The 24,357-nt window shown below is 24.6% G+C and carries 25 protein-coding genes, 1 tRNA gene and 2 pseudogenes; 16 read left to right on the forward strand and 12 right to left on the reverse strand.

What is annotated here, in order from left to right:
• The first annotated feature begins 15 nt into the window (after nt 1-15).
• The 4 genes from IX46_RS01255 to IX46_RS01270 all read left to right on the forward strand — a co-directional run bounded on the left by IX46_RS01255 (nt 16) and on the right by IX46_RS01270 (nt 1,938).
• Nucleotides 16-89, forward strand: a tRNA-Asp gene (locus IX46_RS01255).
• 35 nt (nt 90-124) lie between these two features.
• Complete coding sequence (gene lpcA / locus IX46_RS01260) at nt 125-703, forward strand: D-sedoheptulose 7-phosphate isomerase (protein ID WP_053940212.1); 579 nt, start codon at nt 125-127, stop codon at nt 701-703.
• Between the two features lie 102 nt (nt 704-805).
• Nucleotides 806-1,294, forward strand: a complete 489-nt coding sequence (gene gpt / locus IX46_RS01265) for a xanthine phosphoribosyltransferase (protein ID WP_053940213.1) — start codon at nt 806-808, stop codon at nt 1,292-1,294.
• Between the two features lie 86 nt (nt 1,295-1,380).
• Complete coding sequence (locus tag IX46_RS01270; protein WP_053940214.1) at nt 1,381-1,938, forward strand: nucleotide exchange factor GrpE; 558 nt, start codon at nt 1,381-1,383, stop codon at nt 1,936-1,938.
• A 77-nt stretch (nt 1,939-2,015) separates the two neighbouring features.
• On the opposite strand, the gene IX46_RS01275 is transcribed toward IX46_RS01270, so the two are convergent.
• Nucleotides 2,016-2,324: an RnfH family protein gene (locus IX46_RS01275; RefSeq protein WP_053940215.1), complete on the reverse strand. Its 309-nt coding sequence runs from the start codon at nt 2,322-2,324 to the stop codon at nt 2,016-2,018.
• Nucleotides 2,325-2,438: 114 nt separating this feature from the next.
• Between IX46_RS01275 and smpB the strand changes: the two genes are divergently transcribed.
• Together smpB and tadA are read left to right on the forward strand one after the other, a co-directional pair.
• Nucleotides 2,439-2,927, forward strand: coding sequence for an SsrA-binding protein SmpB (smpB, locus tag IX46_RS01280; RefSeq protein ID WP_053940216.1), 489 nt, complete (start codon nt 2,439-2,441; stop codon nt 2,925-2,927).
• A gap of 9 nt (nt 2,928-2,936) precedes the next feature.
• Nucleotides 2,937-3,392 (forward strand): tRNA adenosine(34) deaminase TadA, encoded by a 456-nt coding sequence (tadA, locus tag IX46_RS01285; protein WP_053940217.1) that lies wholly within the window; start codon nt 2,937-2,939, stop codon nt 3,390-3,392.
• Between the two features lie 9 nt (nt 3,393-3,401).
• On the opposite strand, the gene acpS is transcribed toward tadA, so the two are convergent.
• The 5 genes and pseudogenes from acpS to lepA form a co-directional block, all read right to left on the reverse strand.
• On the reverse strand, nt 3,402-3,782 hold the full coding sequence (gene acpS / locus IX46_RS01290) for a holo-ACP synthase (RefSeq protein ID WP_053940218.1): 381 nt from the start codon (nt 3,780-3,782) through the stop codon (nt 3,402-3,404).
• 112 nt (nt 3,783-3,894) lie between these two features.
• Nucleotides 3,895-4,731, reverse strand: a complete 837-nt coding sequence (era, locus tag IX46_RS01295) for a GTPase Era (protein WP_053940219.1) — start codon at nt 4,729-4,731, stop codon at nt 3,895-3,897.
• Complete coding sequence (gene rnc / locus IX46_RS01300) at nt 4,716-5,396, reverse strand: ribonuclease III (protein ID WP_053940220.1); 681 nt, start codon at nt 5,394-5,396, stop codon at nt 4,716-4,718. The genes era and rnc overlap by 16 nt, the downstream gene beginning before the upstream one ends.
• Nucleotides 5,397-5,518: 122 nt before the next feature.
• Nucleotides 5,519-6,456 (reverse strand): annotated as a pseudogene (gene lepB / locus IX46_RS01305) (signal peptidase I).
• Between the two features lie 12 nt (nt 6,457-6,468).
• Nucleotides 6,469-8,259: a translation elongation factor 4 gene (lepA, locus tag IX46_RS01310; protein ID WP_053940221.1), complete on the reverse strand. Its 1,791-nt coding sequence runs from the start codon at nt 8,257-8,259 to the stop codon at nt 6,469-6,471.
• A 245-nt stretch (nt 8,260-8,504) separates the two neighbouring features.
• Here lepA and mnmA point away from each other — a divergent pair, with 245 nt between their 5' ends.
• The 10 genes from mnmA to ribA all read left to right on the forward strand — a co-directional run bounded on the left by mnmA (nt 8,505) and on the right by ribA (nt 18,553).
• A complete protein-coding gene (mnmA, locus tag IX46_RS01315) occupies nt 8,505-9,608 on the forward strand; it encodes a tRNA 2-thiouridine(34) synthase MnmA (protein ID WP_053940222.1) in 1,104 nt (367 codons plus the stop codon).
• Nucleotides 9,609-9,750: 142 nt separating this feature from the next.
• Nucleotides 9,751-11,124: an adenylosuccinate lyase gene (gene purB, locus IX46_RS01320; RefSeq protein ID WP_053940223.1), complete on the forward strand. Its 1,374-nt coding sequence runs from the start codon at nt 9,751-9,753 to the stop codon at nt 11,122-11,124.
• Between the two features lie 34 nt (nt 11,125-11,158).
• Nucleotides 11,159-11,770, forward strand: a complete 612-nt coding sequence (locus IX46_RS01325) for a transglycosylase SLT domain-containing protein (RefSeq protein ID WP_053940224.1) — start codon at nt 11,159-11,161, stop codon at nt 11,768-11,770.
• Nucleotides 11,771-11,859: 89 nt separating this feature from the next.
• Nucleotides 11,860-12,642: an enoyl-ACP reductase FabI gene (locus IX46_RS01330; protein ID WP_053940534.1), complete on the forward strand. Its 783-nt coding sequence runs from the start codon at nt 11,860-11,862 to the stop codon at nt 12,640-12,642.
• Between the two features lie 106 nt (nt 12,643-12,748).
• Complete coding sequence (rnb, locus tag IX46_RS01335) at nt 12,749-14,689, forward strand: exoribonuclease II (protein WP_053940225.1); 1,941 nt, start codon at nt 12,749-12,751, stop codon at nt 14,687-14,689.
• A 108-nt stretch (nt 14,690-14,797) separates the two neighbouring features.
• Entirely contained in the window at nt 14,798-15,439 is a 642-nt protein-coding gene (locus IX46_RS01340) for a YchE family NAAT transporter (RefSeq protein WP_053940226.1), read from the forward strand.
• A 53-nt stretch (nt 15,440-15,492) separates the two neighbouring features.
• Complete coding sequence (lipB, locus tag IX46_RS01345; RefSeq protein WP_053940227.1) at nt 15,493-16,149, forward strand: lipoyl(octanoyl) transferase LipB; 657 nt, start codon at nt 15,493-15,495, stop codon at nt 16,147-16,149.
• Between the two features lie 61 nt (nt 16,150-16,210).
• Complete coding sequence (lipA, locus tag IX46_RS01350; protein WP_053940228.1) at nt 16,211-17,119, forward strand: lipoyl synthase; 909 nt, start codon at nt 16,211-16,213, stop codon at nt 17,117-17,119.
• Nucleotides 17,120-17,195: 76 nt separating this feature from the next.
• Nucleotides 17,196-17,882, forward strand: a complete 687-nt coding sequence (gene pyrF, locus IX46_RS01355; protein ID WP_053940535.1) for an orotidine-5'-phosphate decarboxylase — start codon at nt 17,196-17,198, stop codon at nt 17,880-17,882.
• 80 nt (nt 17,883-17,962) lie between these two features.
• Nucleotides 17,963-18,553 carry a GTP cyclohydrolase II gene (ribA, locus tag IX46_RS01360; RefSeq protein WP_053940229.1) on the forward strand — a complete coding sequence of 197 codons (591 nt, stop codon included), beginning with the start codon at nt 17,963-17,965 and terminating at the stop codon, nt 18,551-18,553.
• Between the two features lie 226 nt (nt 18,554-18,779).
• Here ribA and cls read toward each other — a convergent pair whose 3' ends face one another.
• From cls to trpB, 6 genes and pseudogenes are all read right to left on the reverse strand, one after another.
• Entirely contained in the window at nt 18,780-20,240 is a 1,461-nt protein-coding gene (gene cls, locus IX46_RS01365) for a cardiolipin synthase (RefSeq protein WP_053940230.1), read from the reverse strand.
• 254 nt (nt 20,241-20,494) lie between these two features.
• Nucleotides 20,495-20,896, reverse strand: a pseudogene (yciA, locus tag IX46_RS01370) (acyl-CoA thioester hydrolase YciA); the annotation flags it as partial.
• A 38-nt stretch (nt 20,897-20,934) separates the two neighbouring features.
• A complete protein-coding gene (locus IX46_RS01375; protein WP_053940232.1) occupies nt 20,935-21,468 on the reverse strand; it encodes a septation protein A in 534 nt (177 codons plus the stop codon).
• 26 nt (nt 21,469-21,494) lie between these two features.
• Complete coding sequence (locus IX46_RS01380) at nt 21,495-22,238, reverse strand: YciC family protein (protein ID WP_053940233.1); 744 nt, start codon at nt 22,236-22,238, stop codon at nt 21,495-21,497.
• Nucleotides 22,239-22,348: 110 nt separating this feature from the next.
• Nucleotides 22,349-23,152, reverse strand: coding sequence for a tryptophan synthase subunit alpha (trpA, locus tag IX46_RS01385; protein ID WP_053940234.1), 804 nt, complete (start codon nt 23,150-23,152; stop codon nt 22,349-22,351).
• On the reverse strand, nt 23,149-24,336 hold the full coding sequence (gene trpB / locus IX46_RS01390; protein WP_053940235.1) for a tryptophan synthase subunit beta: 1,188 nt from the start codon (nt 24,334-24,336) through the stop codon (nt 23,149-23,151). The genes trpA and trpB overlap by 4 nt, the downstream gene beginning before the upstream one ends.
• Nucleotides 24,337-24,357: the final 21 nt, after the last annotated feature.

Here is a 24,357-nt window from a genome sequence, read left to right on the forward strand (position 1 = left end):
AATACAATCATACAAGGTGCGGTAGTTCAGCTGGTTAGAATACTGGCCTGTCACGCCGGGGGTCACGGGTTCGAGTCCCGTCCGCACCGAAAAAATTTTTATATTTTTAATATAAGCAAAAATAATGTATAAAAAAATTATTTGTTCTGAATTAAATGCTTCATTAGATGTATTAAAAAATTTTTTAGAAGATCAAAATCAAATAAAAAATATTGAAAAATCTTCAATTTTAATTGCAGAAGCATTTAAAAACAAAAAAAAAGTAATTTCTTGTGGTAATGGAGGATCTCATTGCGACTCTGTTCATTTTGCGGAAGAACTTACAGGACTATACAGAGAAAAAAGATCAGGATATCCAGCTATTTCAATTTCTGATACAGGTCATATTTCCGCAATAGGAAATGATTTTGGATATGATTATATTTTTTCACGTTATATAGAAAGTGTAGGAAATTCAAGCGATATATTACTAGCTATTTCTACATCAGGTAATTCTAATAACATCATTAATGCAATAAAAGCAGCACGTAAAAAAAAAATGAAAGTAATTTCTCTGACAGGAAATAACGGAGGAAAAATAAAAAAATTATCAGATATAGAAATTTGCGTACCATATTATGGTTATTCAGATCGAATACAAGAAATGCATATTAAAATTATTCATATATTAATACTAATTATTGAAAAAGAAATGACAAAATAAACCATGAACAAATAATTTTATTTCAATAGTTTAAAATCCTAAATAACTACACATTATTTCCACTTTTCTGATAAATACTATTTTATAGTTTTGGAATTTTTTATGAGTGAGAAATATATTGTCACTTGGGATATGCTTCAGATTTATACTAGAAAATTAGCTAGTCGATTAATTAAAATAAATTCATGGAATAGAATTATTGCCGTTAGTAGAGGTGGTTTAGTTCCTGCTTCTTTATTAGCAAGAGAATTAAGTATTCGATATGTTGATACGATATGTATTGCAAGTTATAACAACAATTGTTTACAAGAAAATAGAAAAATTATAAAAACAACAAAAATTAGTAATGAAAAAATTAGTGGAAAGCAAGTTATTGTAGTAGATGATCTTGTGGATACGGGTGGAACTGCTCATATTATTCGAAAATTTTATCCAAAAGCATATTTTGTAACTATCTTTGCTAAGCCTATGGGTAAATTTTTAGTAGATAATTATATCATAGATGTTGATCAAAACATATGGATTGAACAACCTTGGGATATGTCAATATCTTATATTCCTCCTCTTATTAAAAAAAATAAAATATTTTAAATTTATTGTTTGTATAGAATCAATATTAAATTTTATAAAGATAAGTATTCAGTATATTTCTACGAATATATGAAAGGGATCTGTTCATGATAAATGAAGAAAAAATAAACAATCAAATAACAAGTAATATCAACGAACAAGAGAATATACATATAAGTAATGAAGATAATTTAATTAACACTTTGAAAAATGAATTAACAACATCTGAAGAAAAAATAAAAGAAATCATTTCGACACAGAATAAAGAAATTTTTAAAATAAAAAATCGATTAATGAGTGAGATTGAAAGATGTCAAAAATTTTCTTTAGAAAATTTAATTGTTGAGTTTCTTTCGATTGTAGATAATATTGAACGTGCTTCTAGTTTAATACAAAAAGAAAAAGAAATTACATATATGGAAATTTTAAAAGATATTGAAAATATTCTGTGTTTGATAAAAAATGTTTTTATTCAATTTCAAGTATCTAAAATACACGATATCAAAGTGACATTTGATCCTAATATTCACCAAGCTATATCTGTACAATATGATAACAAAACTGAGTCTAATAAAGTACTCAAAGTTATGCAATCTGGCTATATTATGCATAATATTCGTTTATTACGTCCAGCTATGGTTGTGGTATCAACAAATAAAAAGTAATAATTATTTAAGAAATAATGGAATTGAAATATTGTTTTTAAGTTATATTAATATTAAAAATTAATTTTTTATTCAATTTATTTAATTTTTTTTAGTTTTAAATGTTCTTTATAACGTAGTGTTTGTTTTCTTCTTCTTTCTTTAGGATCTATTATTAAATTTCTATAAATTTCAATTCGGTCTCCATTGTTTATTTTTTTATTTAAATGAACTAATTTATTATAAATACCCACATTATTTTTATAAAATTGTAAACCTGGGAATACACTAAGTATATTTGAAGCAAATATAGCATCTTTTACAGTTGAATTAGATATTATATAAACTTTTTCAATATATTGTATTTCTGATAATGCATAAATAATTGTTACTTGAATCATATTCATAAAAATTTTAATTTTTTTTATTATTTATAAAAATTTAGTAACATAATTTTTTTAAAAAATCAATCTATATTACTTCAAAACATTCAAATTAATTCTTTTGGATTATATCCAATTATGTTAAACAAAAAAAAATATAATTTAAAATCACTAATTTTTTGTATAAATAAAAAAGCCTATCATAAATACTTTATAGAGAAAGTTTTTCAATCAGGTTTAGTTTTAAAAGGATGGGAAATTAAATCTATTAGATCAGGTAAAATAAACATTTCTGAAAGTTATATTAATAATTTTTTACATGAAATGTATTTATGTAATTCTGTTATTCAACCTTTAACAACAGCTTCAAATCATTTTTTTTTCGATCCTACAAGGAAAAGAAAATTGCTTTTACATAAAAATGAAATCAGTTATTTATCGATAAAAACAAATGAAATAGGCTATACTTTAATTCCACTTTCTTTATTTTGGAAAAAATCTTGGTGTAAATTAAATTTTGGATTAGCTAAAGGCAAAAATAAAATAGATAAAAGAGAAGAGGAAAAGAAAAACTCATGGAAAAAAGATAAATTAAGAATACTTAAAAAAACTAAAAATATATGTTAAAAAATTTTTATGAAATCTAAAACAGATGAATATTGGATGAAAATTGCTTTAAAATACGCATGCTATGCTGAAAAGCAAGGAGAAATACCTATAGGTGCAATATTAGTTTCTAAAGAAAAAATTATTGGACAAGGGTGGAATAGATCAATTATTCAAAGCGATCCTACTGCTCATGCTGAAATTATAGCTTTACGTCAAGCTGGAAAAATAATAAAAAATTATAGATTAAAAAATACTACATTATATGTTACATTACAACCATGTATCATGTGCTTCGGAGCTATTATACACAGTCGTATTGAAAGATTAGTGTTCGGAGCGAGTTATAAAAAAGATAAACAATGTCCTTTTAAAGATGTTTTTTTAGAATTACAAAAAAAATATAAATTAAAAGTAGAAAAAAATATTATGGAATTGCAATGTACTCAAATTTTAATTAATTTTTTTAAGAAAAAAAGAAAATAATTTATTTAATTAACTTTCTAAAATCACTATAGCATATGCATATGATTTTTGATCGGTTATACTAATATGCGCAAATTTACATCTTTTTTCTTTGAATATTTTCAGAGCATTACCTAAAAAACAAAAATTTGGTTTGCCTAGAGAGTCGTGATATATTTCTATTTGATGAAAATTTATTCCATTATTTATGCCTGTTCCTAATGCTTTAACAGCAGCTTCTTTAGCTGCAAATTTTTTCGCAATAAAATTAATTTTATTTAAAGATATTATATATTTTTCCCATTCTTTTTCGGATAATATTTTTTGGGCTAATTTATTTCCAAATTGAAAAAAAATTTTTCTAATACGATCGATTTCTATAATATCAGTTCCTATACCTATAATAGACATTTATTTAATTCCTTCTGATTTAATAATGAAAATATGATTTTGTTTTTAAAATTAGTTAAAATATTTTAAGTATTTTAACTAATTTTAAAAAATAAAGATATTTTTAGTATTTTTAATTTTTAATTTTTTCTTTCGCCCATATACGTAAATATACTTTTTTATTGCTTTCTTTTTCCAGATAATATCTAGACAATATACTAATTTTTTTAATCATTTCTCCTTGAGTTCCAATAACAATTTTTTTTTGTCTTTTATTCTCCACATAAATAATTGCATTAATATGCATTTGTTTAATATTATATTTAACTGATTCGATGCTTACTTTTACTATTGACGGTAATTCATCTCTTAAAAAAAGTATTAATTGTTTTCGAATAATTTCAGATATAGAAAACTCAAAAGAATTGATAGTAATACAATTTTTAGGAAAAATATGTTTATTTTTTGGTAAATATTGTTTTACAATTTTTTCTAATTCAATAATGTTTTGTTTTTCTTTTACCGAAATTGGAACAATTTCTGTTGAATTAGTTTTTTTTGAAAGCATATCAATATAAGATAAAATATTATTTTTATTTAATAATTGATCTATTTTATTAATTGCATATATTATTGGGATATTTATTCGTTTTATCTTGTTATAAATAATTTCATCTTCCTTTTTCCATATATTTCGATCTATTATAAATATAATTAAATTTGTATTTTTTATTATTTTTAAATTTTTTATATTGTGAAAATATACTCCGGGTGTATCTATATAAATAGATTGATAATTTTCGCTGTTCTTAATGCCAATAATGTTGCTTTGTGTTGTATTTTTTTTCTTTGATGTAATAGAAATATATTTTCCAACTATTTCATTAATTAAGGTAGATTTTCCAACATTCGGTCTTCCGACGATAGTTATATACCCACAGTACTCTATTTTTTTCACTCGACACCTAATTGAATTAATGCTTTTTTAGCAGCATCTTGTTCAGCTTTTCTTCTGCTCGTTCCTTTTCCAATAAACAATTTTGAATTAATACTAATTTCACAATGAATAGTAAATAGTTGATTATGAGCTTCGCCGCATATCTTTACTATAAAATATGTAGGTAATGATAAATGCTTAGATTGCAAATATTCTTGAAGTCTTGTTTTTGGGTCTTTTTGCGTATCTCCAGGACTAATTCTTTCTAAACGTTTTTCATACCATTTAAGTATTAATTCTTCTACTGTTTTAATATTACTATCTAAATAAATACTTCCAATTAAAGCTTCTACAGTATTAGCTAAAATAGATTCACGTCGAAAACCCCCGCTTTTTAACTCACCCTGACCTAATTTCAGGTATTCTCCTAAATCAAATTCATATGCTATTTCTGCTAAAGTATTTCCACGTACTAAAGTTGCCCTCATACGACTCATATCTCCTTCATCAATCGATGGAAAGTGTTGATATAAAGCATTAGCAATTACAAAACTTAATATAGAATCTCCTAGAAATTCAAGTCTTTCATTATGATTGCTGCTTGCACTGCGGTGTGTAAGTGCTTGTCTTAATAATTCTTTTTGATTAAAAGTATATCCTAATACTTCCTGTATTTTATTTGTTACGATATGGTTCATGTTATACCAATTTCAATAATGGTTTAATTGATTTGTATATATAACAGGAAAAATAGTAAAATTTGATAGAACTAAGAAAAAATATTTTAAATTTTATTTAATCAATGTTGTATAATTCAATTTTAAGATATCTTATTTCCAATTCTATTAATACGTATACCTGTCGGCCATTCATTTTCTTTTTTTTCAAAACTCATCCATATTCTTGAAGCTTTTCCTAAAATGTTTTCTTCTGGGACAAAACCCCAATAACGACTATCTAAACTGTTATCACGATTATCTCCCATTACAAAATATTTGTTTTGTGGTATTATCCAAGTAAATCTTTTAGTATTATTTTGCTGATAATAATTATTTTTTTGATTATTAAACTCATCTAATATTAATATATTATGTTTAAAATTATTAATATTTTCTTCTATACTTTTAAAGTAAACAGAATTATATGTTTGTTCTTTTGTTAGATGATTGTCTTGAAATAGATATATTTTTTGAGTAAATTCAGTTACATGTTTTTTTGAGTAATTAATAGGTAACATATTCTTGCAATTATGTGTATTTAAGTAATTAACACAAATTTTAATTTTTTTGTTGTATATATTATATTCAATTTTATCTCCTGGAAGTCCTATTATACGTTTAATATAATTTGATTGATATTCTATAGGATGTTTAAAAACTATAATATCTCCACGTTTAGGAGATTTATAAGGTATTAAGGTTTTATTTGTAATAGGGTTTTTAATACCATATGCAAATTTTTCTACTAAAATAAAATCTCCTACTAAAAGTGTTGGCATCATTGAACTTGAAGGAATGTGAAATGGTTCATATATAAAAGAACGTATTACAAAAACAATAAAAAACATTGGAAATAACGATGATATAAATTGAAAAATATTTTTTTGATTTTTAAAAAATGTTTTTTTATTTAAAAAAATTATATTTCTTTTTTTTTATTAACAAAATAATTAATAATTAATTCTATTTTAATAAAAAACCAAAAAAAACCAGTAAATAATATACTAAATATTAGAAATAAAGTTAATATATTAGGCATTTTTTTTTCCTTTTAATTATTAATATTTAAAATAGTAAGAAAAACTGTTTTTGGCATGTTAACATTACCTATCTTTTTCATTCTTTTTTTTCCATCTTTTTGTTTTTTTAATAATTTTTTTTTCCTACTAATATCTCCGCCATAACATTTAGCTAATACGTTTTTTCTTAATTGTTTAATTGTAGCTCTAGCAATAATTGTATTATTTATAATGGCTTGAATACTAACATCAAATTGATGTCTCGGTACTAGCGTTTTCATTCTTTCAACTATTTCTCGAGCTCGATATTGCGCGTTTTTATAATATGCAAGAGTAGTTAATGCGTCAACGCGTTTTGAATTTATTAATATATCTATTCGAACTATCTTAACTGGTTGAAAATGCTTAAAATCGTATTCTAAAGAAGCATATCCACTGGAAATAGATTTTAATTCGTCAAAAAAGTTTAAAACAACTTCGTTCATAGGTATATAATATTTTAGAGATACTTGACTTTTATAATAAATTAAATCAATTTGAACACCTCTTTTTTTAATGCATAATTTCATTACTGAACCAAGAAATTTAGCAGGTAACAAAATATTACACTCTGCAACTGGTTCTTTAATTTCTTTAATTGTATTTATAGCAGGAAAATTTGAAGGGCTATCTAAAAAAATTTTTTTTCCATTTATTAATTCTATTTGATAAATCACATTAGGTGCAGTTGAAATTAAATCAAGTGAATATTCTCGTTCTAATCGTGCCTGCACAATTTCCATATGTAATAAACCTAAAAAACCACATCTAAATCCAAATCCGAGAGCATTTGAGTTTTCCGGTTCATAAAATAAAGAAGAATCATTTAAACTAAGTTTTGCTAATGCATCTCTAAATATTTCGTATTGATCTGATCTCACAGGGAATAAACCTGCATAAATTTGTGGTTTGATTTTTTTAAATCCATCTAACATTTTTTTTGCTGGATTATGATAGTGGGTGAAAGTATCTCCAACAGGAGCTGCAGAAACATTTTTGATACCACATATAATCCATCCTACTTCACCACATTTTAATTTTTTTTTATTCACTTTTTTAGGTGTAAAAATACCTACTTGTTCTACTACATAACTTTTTCCAGTACTCATTACTTGTATCTTGTCTTTTATAGATATAGATCCATTTTTAATTCTTATCAAAGAGACGATACCTAAATAATTATCAAACCAGGAGTCAATTATAATAGCTTGTAATGGTTTTTTTTTATCTCCATTAGGGCATGGAATTTGACTGATAATTTGTTCAATAAGTTGAGGAATACCTTCTCCAGTTTTAGCAGAACATTTAACAGCATTAAGCGCAGAGATTCCAATAATATCTTCAATATCTTTTATAACTCGATCTATATTTGAGCTTGGTAAATCAATTTTATTTAAAACCGGTAATATTGATAAGTTCATGTCTAAAGCAGTATAACAATTCGCTAATGTTTGAGCTTCTATACCTTGAGTTGTATCAATAACTAATAATGCACCTTCACAAGCTGATAATGATCGAGAAACTTCATAAGAAAAATTTACATGACCAGGAGTATCAATAAAATTTAACTGGAAAAGACTTCCTTTCGAATCTGTATAATCAATCATAACACTTTGTGCTTTAATAGTAATTCCTCTTTCTTTTTCTAAATCCATAGAATCTAAAACTTGATTAGACATTTCTCTTTCAGACAATCCACCGCAAGCTTGAATTAAACGATCTGATAAAGTTGATTTTCCATGGTCAATATGAGCAATAATAGAAAAGTTTCTTATATTTTTCATTTCTGATTTAACTTGTGTTTAAAATAAATTCAAGATGTTTAAAATTTATTTTATATGAATATTTTTTAAAAGTATAAATATTTAATATATTTCTTATTTTTATTTTAATATAATATGTGCTAGTTATTATTTGTGATGTTAATGACACCGTATTGCGTAGTATTTAAAAAATTATACACTAGTTATATTTATACTTTAAAATTATTAAACATTATGTTTTTAATACAAAATAAGATGTTATTGTTATGATAAATCGAAAAAAAAAAGTTATAATTGCTATGTCCGGAGGTGTAGATTCATCAGTTTCTGCATGGATTTTAAAAAATAAGGCTTATTTAGTAGAAGGCTTATTTATGAAAAATTGGGAAGAAGAAGATACAAACGATTATTGTCATGCAGAAAAAGATTTATGTGACACTGAGAGTGTGTGTAAAAAATTAAATATTTATCTTCATAAAATAAATTTTTCTCAAGAATATTGGGATCAAGTATTTACACAATTTTTATATCAATACAAAGAAGGGAAAACACCTAATCCTGATATCTTATGTAATAAAGAAATTAAATTTAAATTATTTTTTGATTATTCTATTAATCAGCTTAAAGCAGATTATATTGCGACTGGTCATTATGCACGTATTTTAAGAAAAAATGGAATTAATTATTTGTTAAAAGGAATAGACAATAATAAAGATCAAAGTTATTTTTTATATACTTTAAATACAAAGCAATTAGAAAAAATTTTATTTCCTGTTGGTTTATTTAAAAAAAGTCAAATTAGAATTATCGCAAAAAAAATAGGTTTAAAGGTCGCAGAAAAAAAAGATTCTACAGGGATTTGTTTTATAGGGCCCAAAAGTATAAACATTTTTCTTTCTAAATATCTGAAAGAAAAAAAAGGTAATATAATTACAATTGATGGAGAAATTGTTGGAAAACATAATGGTTTATTTTATTATACCTTAGGACAACGTAAAGGTTTAAGAATCGGAGGAATGAAAAACAAACATAATATGCCATGGTATGTAGTGGATAAGAATATACGAACAAATTCGTTAATTGTAGCACAAGGAATAAATAACATCTATTTAATGTCAATAGGCTTGATAGCTGAACAAGTTAATTGGATTAACAATATTCAATTTAAGCTTCCTTTATCATGTAAAATTAAAACAAGATATCGTCAAAATGACGTCGCTTGTCAAATAAAATATATAGATGATTCTTGTACTAAAGTTTTGTTTGATTTTCCTGTTTTCGCAGTCACTCCAGGACAATCAGTAGTTTTTTATTTATCTGATATTTGTATTGGTGGAGGAGTGATTAAATCTAAATTACCTTTAATTTAATGTATAATATTTGAAACATTTATATTTATTATATGAATATTTTAATATAATATCATCTAATAATACAGTTTTGCCTAAAAAATTATTAAATTTTAACTTGTATAATTTTTATTAAAATACTCATAGAAAAATAAGAAAAAATATGAATTTAACTTTATTAACAGCTATTTCTCCTATCGATGGTCGGTATTTTAAGTCAACTCAATCATTACGATATATATTTAGTGAGTTTAGTTTTTTCAAATATCGTCTTAAAGTAGAAATTTTATGGTTTAAAAAAATATTAAAAATGTATAAAATTATAAAAATTCAAAAAATTGAAAAAACAGATGTTTTATTTATTGATAATATTTTAAAAAATTTTACTATAAAAGACGCAATGTATATTAAAAGTATAGAAAAAAAAACTAATCACGACGTTAAAGCATTAGAATATTTTTTAAAATATAAATTTTCTACATCAAAAAAATTATCATCAATGTCAGAATTTATACATTTCGGATGTACTTCAGAAGATATAAATAATATAGCTTATGCTTTAATGATAAAAGATTCTCTTAACCGAGTTATTGTTCCGTTTTGGTCTGAAATAATTGGTGTTTTGAAGAAGTATTCTATTGAGTATAAAAATAGTTCAATGTTATCTATGACTCATGGTCAGCCTGCAACTCCTTCTACTATGGGAAAAGAATTTTTAAATTTTTATTATCGTATGAAACGTCAATTTTTTAAATTAAAAAAAATAAAAATATTAGCAAAATTTAATGGAACCACTGGAAACTATAATGCATATGTCGCAGCATATCCGAAAATTAATTGGCATATAATTAGTGAGGAATTTATAAAATCGTTGAATTTGGTTTCCAACCCATGTACAACACAAATTGAACCACATGATTATATTGCGGAAATATTTGGATGTATTTCGCTTTTTAATAATATATTAATTGATTTTAATCGCGATATTTGGGGTTATATATCAATGAACTATTTTACGCAAATATCGATAGATCAGGAAGTAGGTTCATCTGTTATGCCACATAAAATAAATCCTATTGATTTTGAAAATTCTGAAGGTAATTTAGGATTATCAAATGCTTTAATGAATCATATGATCAATAAGTTACCTATTTCCAGATGGCAACGTGATTTAAGTGATTCTACAGTTTTAAGAAATATAGGAGTGGCATTATCTTACTCAGTTATTGCATATCATTCTATTTTATGCGGTATAAAAAAATTAAAAATTAATAATATTCAACTTTTAAAAAATTTAAACGATAATTGGTCAGTTTTATCTGAAGCAATTCAAACTGTAATGAGAAAATATAACATTAAAGATTCTTATGAACAATTAAAAAAATTAACGCGAGGGAAAAAAATTAGTCAAATTGATATATACAATTTTATTTCTAATTTAAATATTCCCGAGATAGAAAAAAAACGTTTAAAAAATATAACTCCAGCTAATTATATTGGATTATCTGTTCAGATTATAGAAAAAGAAACTAAATAAATATATTGTACAAGTGTATTTTTAAGGAATTTCTATGGTGTTAAAATTTTTTATTTTTTCTATTTTTTTTATATTAGGCTGTAATACATCTGAAAATGTAAAAAAACATTTTTCTTTAAATAAGAAACAAATTGAAAAAACAATTGATCGTTGGAATATTATTATTAAACATGCATCAATTCAATATAATGTTGATGAAAAATTAATCAAATCTATTATATATGTAGAGTCTGCTGGCAATACTTTTGCTAGAAGTAGTTCTAATGCTATTGGGTTAATGCAAATAAAACCATCTGCTGCAGGTTTAGATATATATCGGTTAATTGGTAAAAAAGGTGAACCTTCCATTCAAGAATTATATAACCCTCAAATTAATATAAATATTGGAGCTTCATATATTCATTTGTTACAAAAAAGAAATTTATTTGGCATTAAAAATAAGGAAATAATGAGATATGCCACTATTGTTTCTTATGTGAATGGAGCAAGTGCATTATTAAAAATATTTGCTAAAAATCAAGATACAGCCATAAAAATTATAAACAGTATCACTGTAAAAAAATTTTTTCAATATGTAAACAAACATCCTGCTAAGCAAGCATCACATTATTTAGAAAAAGTAATAAAAATTTATAAATTAATTTAGATATTGTTTGTTTTTTATATATCAGTAGAAATTCAATGTTATCTACTATAAAATATTTTATATATAAAAATTTATTATTTGGATGTTTTATGGGGTTTTTAAAAGGTAAAAAAATTTTAGTAACCGGTATATATAACGAAAGATCAATCGCTTTAAGTATAGCTAAAGCTTTGTATAAACAAAAAGCAGAATTAAGTTTAGTATGTCAAAACAAAAAAATCATTAATAAAATTAAAAATTTAATTCAATCCATGAATATAAGTTCTATATTTTCTTGCGATGTTTCTGATGATGAAAATATCAAAGAACTATTTTTTAATCTAAAAAAAATATGGAATAAGTTTGATGGATTCATTCACGCTATTGCTTATTGTCCTAAAGAAAACATGCATAAAGATTTTGTTGAAAATAGTACTCAAGAATCTTTTAATTTGACTCATCAAATTAGTTCATACAGCTTTTTAAGTATGGCAAGAGAATCAAAACATATGTTAAACAAATCTTCTTCATTAATTACATTATCTTATTTAGGATCGCAAAGAGTTCTATCTCATTATGGCATGATGGGGCTTGCAAAATCTTCTTTAGAATCTAATATTCGATATATAGCGCATTCATTAGGAAAAAAAAACATTAGAGTCAATGGTATTTCATGCGGGCCTATTAAAACCATATCTTCTTATCAAATTAAAAATTTTTGTAAAATACAAAAATATCATAGATCAATTTCATTAATTAAAAATTATATTACTGGTCATCAAATAGGTAACGTTGCTGCTTTTTTATGTTCCAATTTATCTACTGGAATCACTGGTTCAATCATTTATGTCGATAATGGATTTAATATAAATATACCTAATGGAATAATTTAAAATTAAAAATTTTAAATAAAATTTATCTATGATAATTTATAAATAAGTTATATATTAAAATTTCTTAAATAATAAAATTATTTTTAAATAGTTAGGTCTTATAATTATGTTCCAAAACAATCCATTACTTAAACAACTAAAAGAAAATTTAAATAAAACAACACCACGGGTTGAAGGAATAGTAAAAAATACTGAAAGAGGATTTGGTTTTTTAGAGATCGATTCGCAAAATAGTTATTTTATCCCACCTAAAAATATGAAAAAAGTTATGCACGGAGATAAAGTATCTGCTTTGTTAAAAATAGAAAACAATCGTGAAATAGTTGATCCTGAAAAATTAATTGAACCCTTTTTAAAAAGATTTGTAGGAAGAATTCAAAAAAAAGATAATAAATTATTTATAATACCAGATTATCCTTTTCTAAAAGATCTCATTATAATATGTTACCCAAAAAAAAATTGCATTAATTTATTTGAAACAGGAGATTGGGCAACAGCTCATTTAGTTAAGCATAAGCTTAATGGAAGTTCTATATTTTGCGCAGAATTAATCGAAGAAATTGTCAAAAACAATGATCCATTAACACCATGGTGGGTAACGTTGTCACGTCATAAACTCGACAGAAAAGCACCGTTAATCGAAAAGCAAGATTTTATTTTAAAAGATCATTTCAAGAGACAAGATTTAACACATCTTGACTTTATTACAATTGATAATCTTCACACAAAAGATATTGATGATGCTTTATTTATTCAGAAAACTAAAAATGAAAATTTTCACTTAATAGTAGCAATTGCAGATCCAACGTCATATATAGAAAGTGGAAGTAAATTAGATATAACTGCTTCACAAAGAGGTTTTACAAATTATTTACCAGGTTTTAACATTCCTATGTTGCCTAAGGAACTATCAGAAAATATATGTTCATTACTCCCTAATGAACGTCGACCAGTGTTAGCATGTTCTATAACAATTACAAAAGATGGAAATATTTTGAATACAGTTGATTTTTTCTTAGCTTGGATTGTGTCAAAAGAAAAGCTATCTTATGAAGATGTTTCAAATTGGATTGAAAAAAAAAACTCATGGCAACCATCAAAAGAATCTATTCAAAATCAAATTTTGCTTTTACATCAACTATGTTTATCTCGAATAAAATGGAGAAAATTAAATGCAGTACTATTTAAAGATAGTTTAGAATATAGATTTCAGTTTTCTGAAACAGGTATAGTAAAAAATGTAATTATTGAAAAAAGAAGAATTGCTCATAAAATTATTGAAGAATCAATGATAATAGCCAATATTGTAGCTGCAAATTTTTTATCAAAAAATCTTGGATTTGGAATATATAATATACATACTGGTTTTGATCTGATTAATGCTGAGCATACTGTATCTTTTTTGAAAAGTTACAATTTAAATTTTACTGCAAAAGAAATAATGACATTAAGGGGGTTTTGTAATCTTAGGCGTGTGTTAAATCTTTTATCAGATAGTTATATTGATAGTCGTGTTCGACGATACCAATCTTTTGGAGAATTTAGCATTACTCCTGGCCCACATTTTGCATTAGGATTTTCAGAATATGCTACTTGGACATCACCTATTAGAAAATATAGTGATATGATTAATCATCGTTTATTAAAGTCAATTATTAAAAAAGAACCAAGTATTAAACCCGATGAAGAAATAAAATTAAAAATAAGTGAACAAAAACGTAAAAATAGAATATCTGAAAGAAATATTTCAGATTGGCTTTATACATTACTTTTACAAAAGAAAGAATATCAGAATAAAAAATTCTCTGCTGAAATTATTGATATTTCTAGAAGTGGAATACGAGCTAAAATAATAGAAAATGGTGCACATGTTTTTATTCCTGCATTGTTTTTACATCCTATTCGAGAAGAGTTAATTTTGAATCAAGAAACAGGAAAAGCTTTTATTAATGGTAATTTACATTATAAAGTTTCTGATGTAATTCAAATAATATTATGTGAGATTCGATTGAAAACAAGAAATATTATTGCAAGGCCTGATTATTAAATATGAATTTAGTATCTAAAAATCATTTAAAAATTTTAATTTCTTTAAATATTTTTAAAATTACTTCAATAAAATTATAAGAATTTCAATATTAATTAAGAGCTTAATATGCATATTTCAATTTGTGATTTTTCTATATATATAAAATTTTTTATAAGTTTATGCGCACTGGTAAATCCGATAGGAATGATTCCTATTTTCACTACTATGACTGCTAATCAATCTGTGTTAGAGCGAAAAAAAACTAATTTAGTATCAAATTTTTCTGCATTTTTAATATTGTTAATATCATTATTTTTAGGTGATACTATTCTAAATGTTTTTGGTATATCTATTAATTCATTTCGCATCGCAGGCGGTTTATTGATTATGGGCATTGCTTGTTCTATGATTAATGGAAAATTTACAAAAAGTAAAAAAATAAAAAAAAATCAAGAAGTAACTCAAGACAATATCAGCGTTGTTCCCTTAGCTATGCCTTTAATTGCTGGACCAGGTGCGATTAGTTCAACTATTGTTTGGAGTACCTATTATTCTACTTGGTTTAATTTAGTAGGATGTACAATATCTATTTTTTTATTTTCTCTAGTTTGTTGGTTATGTTTTCGAGCTGCTCCGTGTGTAGTGCAAATATTAGGAAAAACAGGTATTAATATTATCACACGTGTTATGGGTTTATTGTTAATGTCTTTAGGAATAGAATTTTTTAGTATTGGAATAAAATCTATTATATATGAATTATTACATTAATTTTAAAGATATTACTTTATATTTTACATGTTTAAACAACGTTGGATATTCTGTTGAAAAATAAAATTATGTTCTTTGAAAATATAGGATTAGTAGATTGGATTATAATTTCTGATAAAATGAATGATTTTACAGAAACACGTGATAGTTTCACATTTGATGAAATTTGGTTTGCAGAACATTACCCTATTTTTACAACAGGTTTATTAAACAAAGATTATTCAATCAAATTTAACAATAATTTTATTAATAATATTCCTGTGGTTACTTCAAACAGAGGTGGTCAAATTACATATCATGGTCCTGGTCAACAAATACTGTATTTTTTAATAGATTTAAAACGTCGGAAAATTAACATTCGTCAATTTATAGATATGATGCACGTTTTAATAATAGATACGTTGAATTATTTTTCTATCAACTCAATAATTAAAAAAAAATCCCCAGGAGTATACGTAAACGATAAAAAAATTTGTTCTTTAGGACTTAGAGTGAAAAAAGGCTGTACTTTGCATGGTTTATCATTGAATGTTGATATGAACTTAGATCCATTTAATTATATTTATCCTTGTGGAGATAGATATATTAAAATGACACAAATAAAAGATTTTAGTTCTTTGTTAACATTAAAAGATATTCGTGTAGTTTTAATTAAAAAATTATCTCAATTATTAAATGTTAAAATTGTGAAAAAATCATATTTTTATTGATTTTCAAACATTTTAAAAACATTTTTCTTAATTATAAAAAATACTTTATAAGTTATCGACAATGACATTTATAAATAAAAAAGAAAATTTAATACCTATTAAAAATATTTTAGTAAAAAAAAGAATGTTAAAAAAACCAGATTGGATTAAAATTAAACTACCTATTCACACATTTCAAATAAATAAAGTTAAAAACGCTTTACGAAAAAATAATTTACATTCTGTTTGCGAAGAAGCTAATTGTCCAAATTTATCAGAATGTTTTAATAATGGCACTGCGACTTTTATGATTCTTGGAGCTGTATGTACTCGAAATTGTCCATTTTGTGCAGTACTACATGGTACGCCTGAAAAAGTAAATTCTGAAGAACCTACAAAGTTAGCAAATGCTATATTTGATATGGAGATTAATTATGTAGTGATCACCTCAGTTGTAAGAGATGATTTATATGATTGCGGCGCACAACACTTTGTTAATTGTATAAGTGCTATTAGAGACAAAAATAAAGTAAAAATTGAAATATTAGTGCCTGACTTTAGAGGAAAAATTAAATTAGTTTTAGAAATTTTTAACGCTGCTTTACCTGATGTGTTTAATCATAATATAGAAAATGTTCCTCGGCTTTATAAAAAAATACGTCCTGGAGCTAATTATAAAAAATCATTATTATTATTAGAAGAATTTAAAAAAAAGTATAAAAACGTTATTACTAAATCAGGTTTAATGTTAGGAATAGGCGAGAAAGATAAAGAAATTATTCAGGTCATGAAAGATTTATATTCTAGTGGTGTGACGTTATTAACTATAGGACAATATCTTCAACCTAGCAAAAAACATCATCCAGTAGAACGTTATATATCACCATTAGAATTTGAAAATATTAAACAAGAAGCTATATCCATTGGTTTTAAAAGTGCATACTGTGGACCATTTATACGTTCATCGTATCATGCTAGTTCTCAAAATTAACGTATAAAACAATTAATTATATTTTTAAAAATATTTTAATAGAGGTTAAATAGTGTCAAAATTGAATAGTTTTAACATGCCCAAGATAATTATTGCATTAGATTTTAACGATAAAAAAGACGCTATGAAGTTAGTAAATCTGCTTAATCCATCTTTGTTTTATTTAAAAATCGGGAAAGAAATGTTTACAATTTTAGGAAAAAAATTTATTCATGAACTACATCAGTTAGGGTTTAATGTATTTTTAGATTTAAAATTTCATGATATTCCTAATACTGTTTTTAACGCGACGAAAGCAGCAGCAGATTTAGGTATATGGATGTTGAGTATACATGCATCTGGTGGAAAAAAAATGTTAATATCTGCTAAAAAAGCATTAAAATCATTTAAAAAACGTCCTTTATTAATTGGTGTTACAGCTCTTACAAGTTTAACACAAACAGATTTAAATGATATTGGTATTCAAACATCATTACAAGATTATATTTTAATTTTATCTAAATTATCTAGTGATTGTGGTTTAGATGGTGTTGTATGCCCAGGAAAAGAAGCGAAAAAAATTAAATCATTATGTGGCAAGAAATACAAAATAATTACTCCAGGTATTAGATGTTTAAATGATTCTACATTTGATCAACATCAAATTATTACTCCAATACAAACGAAAGAGTTCCCAATTGATTATATAGTGGTAGGTCGATCTATTACTACTTCAAAAAATCCAATTAAAAAATTAAATTTTATAATACAATCTATGCGATAATATTTGTATATTGAACATGTTTTTTATATATTTATATTCATTTAAATTCATGAATTTCTAATAAACATAGAGGAGTCTTTATGCAATTAACTAAAATAGAAAAAGCTATATTACCTACTCGTTGGGGAGATTTTATCATGTTTGGATTTGAAGAGAAAAAAAATGGGAAAAATCATATTGCTCTTGTTTATGGTGATATAAAAAAAAATATACCTATTCTTTCTAGAATACATTCTGAATGTTTAACAGGAGATGCATTATTTAGTCTAAGATGCGATTGTGGAGATCAGTTAAAAATGGCAATGCATAAAATTGCACACGAAGGAAGAGGTATATTAATATATCATCGTCAAGAAGGAAGAAACATTGGTCTTTTAAATAAAATTAAAGCGTATTCTTTGCAAGATCAAGGTTTAGATACTGTTGAAGCTAATTTAAAACTCGGATTTTCTGCAGATGAACGAGATTTTTCATTATGCGCTGATATTTTCAACATTTTAAACATTAAAAAAATTCGATTATTAACCAATAATCCATATAAAGTTGATATGCTAACTGCCGCTGGAATCGACGTTGTAGAAAGAATCGCTCTTATAGCAAAAAAAAATAATAAAAATTATTGTTATTTAAAAACTAAAGCAGAAAAAATGGGTCATTTATTGTGTAAGTAAAAATTTTTTTAAAAGATATATATAATATACATTTTATTAATCTTTCTTTTATATATCATTTAATAACATTAGATATATTTTTAAAAAAATTTATACTGTTTAAAACAGAAGGGGTTTTTATTAAACCCCCACTTAATTATTGAATCTGTTTGTCTTTCATCACATAAAATAATTCTTTTATATTTTTAAAATAGTTTTAAAAAATACAATTTGTTAATAAAATCATTTATAATAACGGACTTAAGAAATAAAAAATTTTTTCTAATATTTTTTTCCAATATGAACGATTAGACCAATTTTTTTTATCTAGTAACTCAGAATTAGACATGTATTCTGTTTGTACTAAAGATAATTTTTTACTAAAATTATTATCATCAATTACTAAAGTAATTTCAAAATTTAACCATAAACTTCTCATGTCTAAATTAACAGTTCCAATTAAGCTAAGTTGACGATCTACTAATATACTTTTACTATGTAATAACCCATTTTTAAATTGATAGATCTTGACTCCTGCTTCCAATAGTTCACTAAAAAAAACTCTGCTCGCCCATTTTACCAAAATAGAATCATGATATAATGGTATAATAATACTTACTTTTACACCTCTTTGCGCGGCTGTACAAATAGCGTGTAATAAATCATCACTAGGAACTAAATATGGAGTAGTCATAATTAATTCATTTCTTGAAGAATAAATTGCTGTTAATAAGGCTTGATGAATTACATTTTTAGGGAATCCTGGACCAGATGCAATTACTTGAACACTAGAATTGTGATTCGATGTATTTTTTAACATTTCTTTATTAGGTAGTTTAGGTAAAATTTTACATCCGGTTTCAATTTCCCAATCACATGAGTAAATCATGCCTATTGTTGTGGCTATGGGACCTTCAATTCGCGTCATCAAATCAATCCATTGATTAATTCCTGAAGATTTTTTAAATAAATTAGGATCTACTAAATTCATACTTCCAGAATATGAAATATAATTATCAATTAATATTATTTTTCTATGCTGTCTTAAGTCTAATCGGTGTAAAAACATTCTTACTAAATTAACTTTTAATGCCTCTACAATCTGAATTCCAGATTTTTTCATTTTTTTAACCCATGGACTTCTGAAAAAATCAAGACTACCAGCTGAATCTAGCATTAATCTACACCGTATGCCTCGTTTTGCTGAATTTATCAGTGCTCTTGCAACATCATCAGCAAGACCTCCTGGTTTCCAAATATAAAACACCATTTCAATATTTTTACGGGCTAAATAAATATCTCGAATTAAAATACTAATAGTTTTTTTATTATCAGTTAATAATGTGATTTTATTATTTTTAATCCCAGACATTCCTTGTCTATGCTTGCATAGTTGAAATAAAGAAGTAGCGACCTCACTATTTTTAATTTGAAAAATATATTTGCAAGATTTTAATTGATTTAGATATTGGTTAGATATAGACCAAATTTTTTTTGCTATTCTTTTATGTCTTTTTTCTAAATAAAATTCACCGAAAAAAAACCAAATTGAAATACCAATAAAAGGAATAATATAAATCGTTAACAGCCAAGACATAGAAGAAGGTATACTACGACGTTTAATTAAAATACAATAAGTAATATTAACAATAATTAACCAGTATATTAAAACAACTAAACACGTAGTTGAATCATAAAAAATATCCATTCATTTGAATATCCTATTTACACTTTTTTAGAAAAAGTTTTATATTTAATTGAATATTTTATATTTTTAAATAATTTTATTAAAAAATAACAAAAAATTATCACTTTTTATAAAATATTTAAGAATTAAATTTGTTATAACACTTTTAAAAAAGTAATGTTTTAAAGAAAAATATTTTTATTATTACTTTTTTAAAGTGTTAATTTTTATTTAAAAATTTTTTAGTTGTAATTTAAGAAATTTTAAGTATTATTTTAAATAATACTCATTGGTAACAATTCACGAGGCCTTCCCATTTTATCGATTGCTACGTAAATAAATATTGCTTCTGTAGCGCAATAATATTGACCTAAGGGTTTAGAATAAATTTTCTTAATCCAAACTTCTACATTAATTTTGATCGAACTTTTACCAATTTTTATACAATTTGCATAACAACTTACAATATCACCAACTGATACAGGTTGTAAAAAAGTCATTCCATCTACTCTAACAGTAACAACTTTTCCTCCTGCAATTTCTTTTGCTAATATAGCCCCTCCCATATCCATTTTCGACATAATCCACCCTCCAAATATATCGCCATTAGCATTTGTATCTGAAGGCATGGTTAGAGTTTGCAAAACAATTATGCCCTTAGGTAATGATTTTTTTTTTTAGCATTATTAAAATATTCACTCTATTATATAAAAAATTATTTCTTTTTTAATGCTTGATAATGCATATAAATACTTGTAATTACAATAGAAAAAAGCATTAAAATTGAAAGTCCAAAAACTTTAAAATGTACCCAGGTTTCTTCTGAAAAATAAAACGCTATATAAATATTTAAAATACTACAAAATAAAAAAAACAATGCCCAAAAAAAATTAATTTTTTTCCAACAAATATTGGACAGTTTTATATTTTTTTCTAAAAATTTTTGTATTATTGGTTTTCTCTCATAAAATTGACTTATGAATAATATAATAGAAAAAAACATATAAATTATTGTTATTTTCCATTTAATGAATTGACTATTATGAAAAAATATAGTTAATGAACCTAAAATACCAATTAAAATAAAACTAATTAAATTAATTTTATCTATTTTTTTATAAATTATATAATGCAATATGCAAGTTAAACCAGATGTAAAAATTAAAAATTTAGACGCAATGAAAATATCATATGTTTTATAGCATATAAAAAAAGTTATTATTGGTAATAAATTTAGTATTGTTTGCATATCAAGACCTAAAAAATTGTTTATTTTTAAGTTCGTAATAACAACATATAAAACCTAAATAAATATATTATTAAAATAGAAAAAAATATATTTATATTGACATTTAATATAAAAAAAATAAAATTTTTGTTTACAAAGTGAAAGTTTAACAAAAATTTTGTTGAAATAAATTTTATAAACATCCAGAATAACACTCCTGTACCCACGATATTTATATATTTCCAAGAAATAGAAATACTTAAACGTATCGATTCTACTACAGTGTTTTTTTGAAATGATAAAATAATAGGTGATAAAGCAAGTAATATCGATAAAAATATACCTGGAATAATAAAAAACATAAAACCTATTTGAATAATAATATTAGTGATACAATTTAATATAAATAAACTTGGTATAATTTTAATAAAAAACATTAGAGAAGGCGTAATTCGTTTTTGTGTGCTATTAGATAAATATGTGATTAAAGTAATTATGCTTCCTAATAAAAAAGTTTTACTACTCAAAAATTCAATTATTTTAAATATTGAATATTTTAACAATTCTTTTTTTTCATATTCACTCATGTTATTTATAAAATCAAAAACTGAATAAGAATTAATAAATCTATTATTTTCTATAATAGAAATAACATTCATATCTGGTTTAATTAAAATATTTATTATAACACTTATTAAAGTGCTAATAATAGATATACAAAAAATAGATTTTATTTCTTTAGATACAAAATGAAATGTATCATTATATAATTCACGTATTGTAATAAACATATGTATATCCCCTTTAAATATTATATAAAATTTTTAAGATAATACATATTATTCAAAATTAATATATTCTTTAAAAACAAAAAAATAAATCTTTTAAACATTGATTCAAATTATTTTGTAGATTTTATGAGTTTAAAACTGAAATCTTTTATTTTTTTTATCATATCTTTTTCTGTATTTAAATTTTTTTCAATAATATTTATAATTGCTGAGCCACATATTACACCGTTAGTTCCAGATAAAATTGATTTTTTTACTTGCGCAGCATTTTTAATTCCAAAACCTTGCAATATTGGTAAAGTATTGTATTTTTTAATTTTTTCTATAAATTTATTAGAAATTGAAACTATTTTTTCTTTAATTCCAGTGACGCCAGGACGCGATAATAAATAAATGTAACCTTTTGCATATAAAGAAAGTTGGTTTAAAAATTTTTCTTCCGCATCAGGAGGACATATAAAAATAGAGTTAATATTAAATTGATTAGCGTATTTATAAAAAATATCATATTCTTCAATAGGTACATCTGCTATTAATACAGAATCTATACCAGATTTTGAGCATTGTTGATAAAATTTTTCAATACCTTGGCTATATATAAGATTCGCATATAATAATATACCTATAGGTAGGTTTAAATATTTTTCACGCAATATCTGAATAATTTTGAAATATTTAAGCATGCTATAATTATTAGACAAAGCGCGTAAATTTGATTTTTGAATTATAGGACCGTCTGCCAATGGATCTGAAAATGGAATGCCTAATTCTAATGCATCTGATCCATTTTCAATTAGTGCATCTATAATTTTCATTGAAGTTTCTAAAGACGGATCACCTATCACAACGAATGGAACAAAACATCCTTCTTTGAGTATATTTTTTCGTTGAAACATTTTTTTATAACGACTCACAATTGTTTCCTATTTTTAAAAATTTTACTTACTGTAAAAATATCTTTATCTCCACGACCAGAAAGATTAACAATGAAAATTTGATTTTTATTAGGATAAAGATTCATTATTTTTAATGCATAAGCTATCGCATGAGAAGATTCTAAAGCTGGAATAATACCTTCTTTTTGAGATAAAATAGTAAACGCTTCTAATGCTTCTTCGTCAGTAATTGAAACATATTGAGCGCGTTTAGTGCTATTTAACCAAGCATGTTCAGGGCCTACAGAAGGAAAATCTAAACCTGCAGAAATTGACCAAGATTTTTGTATCTGCCCTTCTTTATCTTGCATTAAATAAGATTTCATGCCAAAATAAACGCCTTTTTTACCAAAACTTAATGGTGCTCCATGTTTTCCTGTATTTACCCCCTTTCCAGCTGGTTCTACACCAATTAAATTAACTTTCTCATTTATAAAATCAGTAAATATACCAATTGCATTTGACCCCCCTCCAACACATGCAATAATAGAATCAGGTAATTTTTTTTCTTTTTCTAAGATTTGCTGTTTAGCTTCTTCACCAATCATCTTTTGAAACTCTTTAACAATTCTTGGGTATGGATGAGGACCTGCAGCTGTTCCTATCATATAATATGAATATTTATAACTGCTAGACCAATCTCTTAATGCTTCATTACATGCATCTTTTAAAGTACCAGAACCGTTTTTCACAGGTATAACTTTTGCACCCATTAATTTCATGCGAAATACATTTGGTTTTTGACGTTCAATGTCTTTATATCCCATGTAAATACGACATTTTAAATTTAGTAAAGCACAAGCAATAGCAGTTGCTACACCATGTTGACCAGCACCAGTTTCAGCAATAATTTCTTTTTTATTCATCTGAATTGCTAGCATGGCTTGACCTAGTACTTGATTAGTTTTATGCGCTCCTCCATGTAATAAATCTTCTCTTTTTAAGTAAATGCGTGTTTTTGTACCATTAGTTAAATTTTTACACAAGGTTAATGGTGTAGGTCTTCCTGCGTAATTGTGTAAAAGATGTAAAAGTTTTTTTTGAAAAATTTTATCTGTTTTTATAGAAACAAAATTTTTTTCTAGCTCGTATAAAGCTGGCATTAATATTTGAGGAACATACATGCCTCCAAATTCTCCAAAATAAGGATTGAGTAAAGTCATTCAGTGTTATTCCTCTTATTA

Origin of the sequence: Buchnera aphidicola (Aphis glycines), from assembly GCF_001280225.1 — a bacterium.
GTDB classification, from domain to species: Bacteria; Pseudomonadota; Gammaproteobacteria; order Enterobacterales; family Enterobacteriaceae; genus Buchnera; species Buchnera aphidicola_E.

What these genes read in the sequence shown, in the direction of transcription:
- lepA (WP_053940221.1), bottom strand. Translation starts at nt 8,259, where the DNA reads ATGAAAAATATAAGAAACTTTTCTATTATTGCTCATATTGACCATGGA.
- lpcA (WP_053940212.1), top strand. Translation starts at nt 125, where the DNA reads ATGTATAAAAAAATTATTTGTTCTGAATTAAATGCTTCATTAGATGTA.
- ribA (WP_053940229.1), top strand. Translation starts at nt 17,963, where the DNA reads ATGCAATTAACTAAAATAGAAAAAGCTATATTACCTACTCGTTGGGGA.
- purB (WP_053940223.1), top strand. Translation starts at nt 9,751, where the DNA reads ATGAATTTAACTTTATTAACAGCTATTTCTCCTATCGATGGTCGGTAT.
- gpt (WP_053940213.1), top strand. Translation starts at nt 806, where the DNA reads ATGAGTGAGAAATATATTGTCACTTGGGATATGCTTCAGATTTATACT.
- IX46_RS01275 (WP_053940215.1), bottom strand. Translation starts at nt 2,324, where the DNA reads ATGAATATGATTCAAGTAACAATTATTTATGCATTATCAGAAATACAA.
- IX46_RS01380 (WP_053940233.1), bottom strand. Translation starts at nt 22,238, where the DNA reads ATGTTTATTACAATACGTGAATTATATAATGATACATTTCATTTTGTA.
- acpS (WP_053940218.1), bottom strand. Translation starts at nt 3,782, where the DNA reads ATGTCTATTATAGGTATAGGAACTGATATTATAGAAATCGATCGTATT.
- mnmA (WP_053940222.1), top strand. Translation starts at nt 8,505, where the DNA reads ATGATAAATCGAAAAAAAAAAGTTATAATTGCTATGTCCGGAGGTGTA.
- trpB (WP_053940235.1), bottom strand. Translation starts at nt 24,336, where the DNA reads ATGACTTTACTCAATCCTTATTTTGGAGAATTTGGAGGCATGTATGTT.
- IX46_RS01330 (WP_053940534.1), top strand. Translation starts at nt 11,860, where the DNA reads ATGGGGTTTTTAAAAGGTAAAAAAATTTTAGTAACCGGTATATATAAC.
- IX46_RS01270 (WP_053940214.1), top strand. Translation starts at nt 1,381, where the DNA reads ATGATAAATGAAGAAAAAATAAACAATCAAATAACAAGTAATATCAAC.
- smpB (WP_053940216.1), top strand. Translation starts at nt 2,439, where the DNA reads ATGTTAAACAAAAAAAAATATAATTTAAAATCACTAATTTTTTGTATA.
- tadA (WP_053940217.1), top strand. Translation starts at nt 2,937, where the DNA reads ATGAAATCTAAAACAGATGAATATTGGATGAAAATTGCTTTAAAATAC.
- rnc (WP_053940220.1), bottom strand. Translation starts at nt 5,396, where the DNA reads ATGAACCATATCGTAACAAATAAAATACAGGAAGTATTAGGATATACT.
- IX46_RS01375 (WP_053940232.1), bottom strand. Translation starts at nt 21,468, where the DNA reads ATGCAAACAATACTAAATTTATTACCAATAATAACTTTTTTTATATGC.
- IX46_RS01325 (WP_053940224.1), top strand. Translation starts at nt 11,159, where the DNA reads ATGGTGTTAAAATTTTTTATTTTTTCTATTTTTTTTATATTAGGCTGT.
- lipA (WP_053940228.1), top strand. Translation starts at nt 16,211, where the DNA reads ATGACATTTATAAATAAAAAAGAAAATTTAATACCTATTAAAAATATT.
- cls (WP_053940230.1), bottom strand. Translation starts at nt 20,240, where the DNA reads ATGGATATTTTTTATGATTCAACTACGTGTTTAGTTGTTTTAATATAC.
- rnb (WP_053940225.1), top strand. Translation starts at nt 12,749, where the DNA reads ATGTTCCAAAACAATCCATTACTTAAACAACTAAAAGAAAATTTAAAT.
- pyrF (WP_053940535.1), top strand. Translation starts at nt 17,196, where the DNA reads ATGCCCAAGATAATTATTGCATTAGATTTTAACGATAAAAAAGACGCT.
- IX46_RS01340 (WP_053940226.1), top strand. Translation starts at nt 14,798, where the DNA reads ATGCATATTTCAATTTGTGATTTTTCTATATATATAAAATTTTTTATA.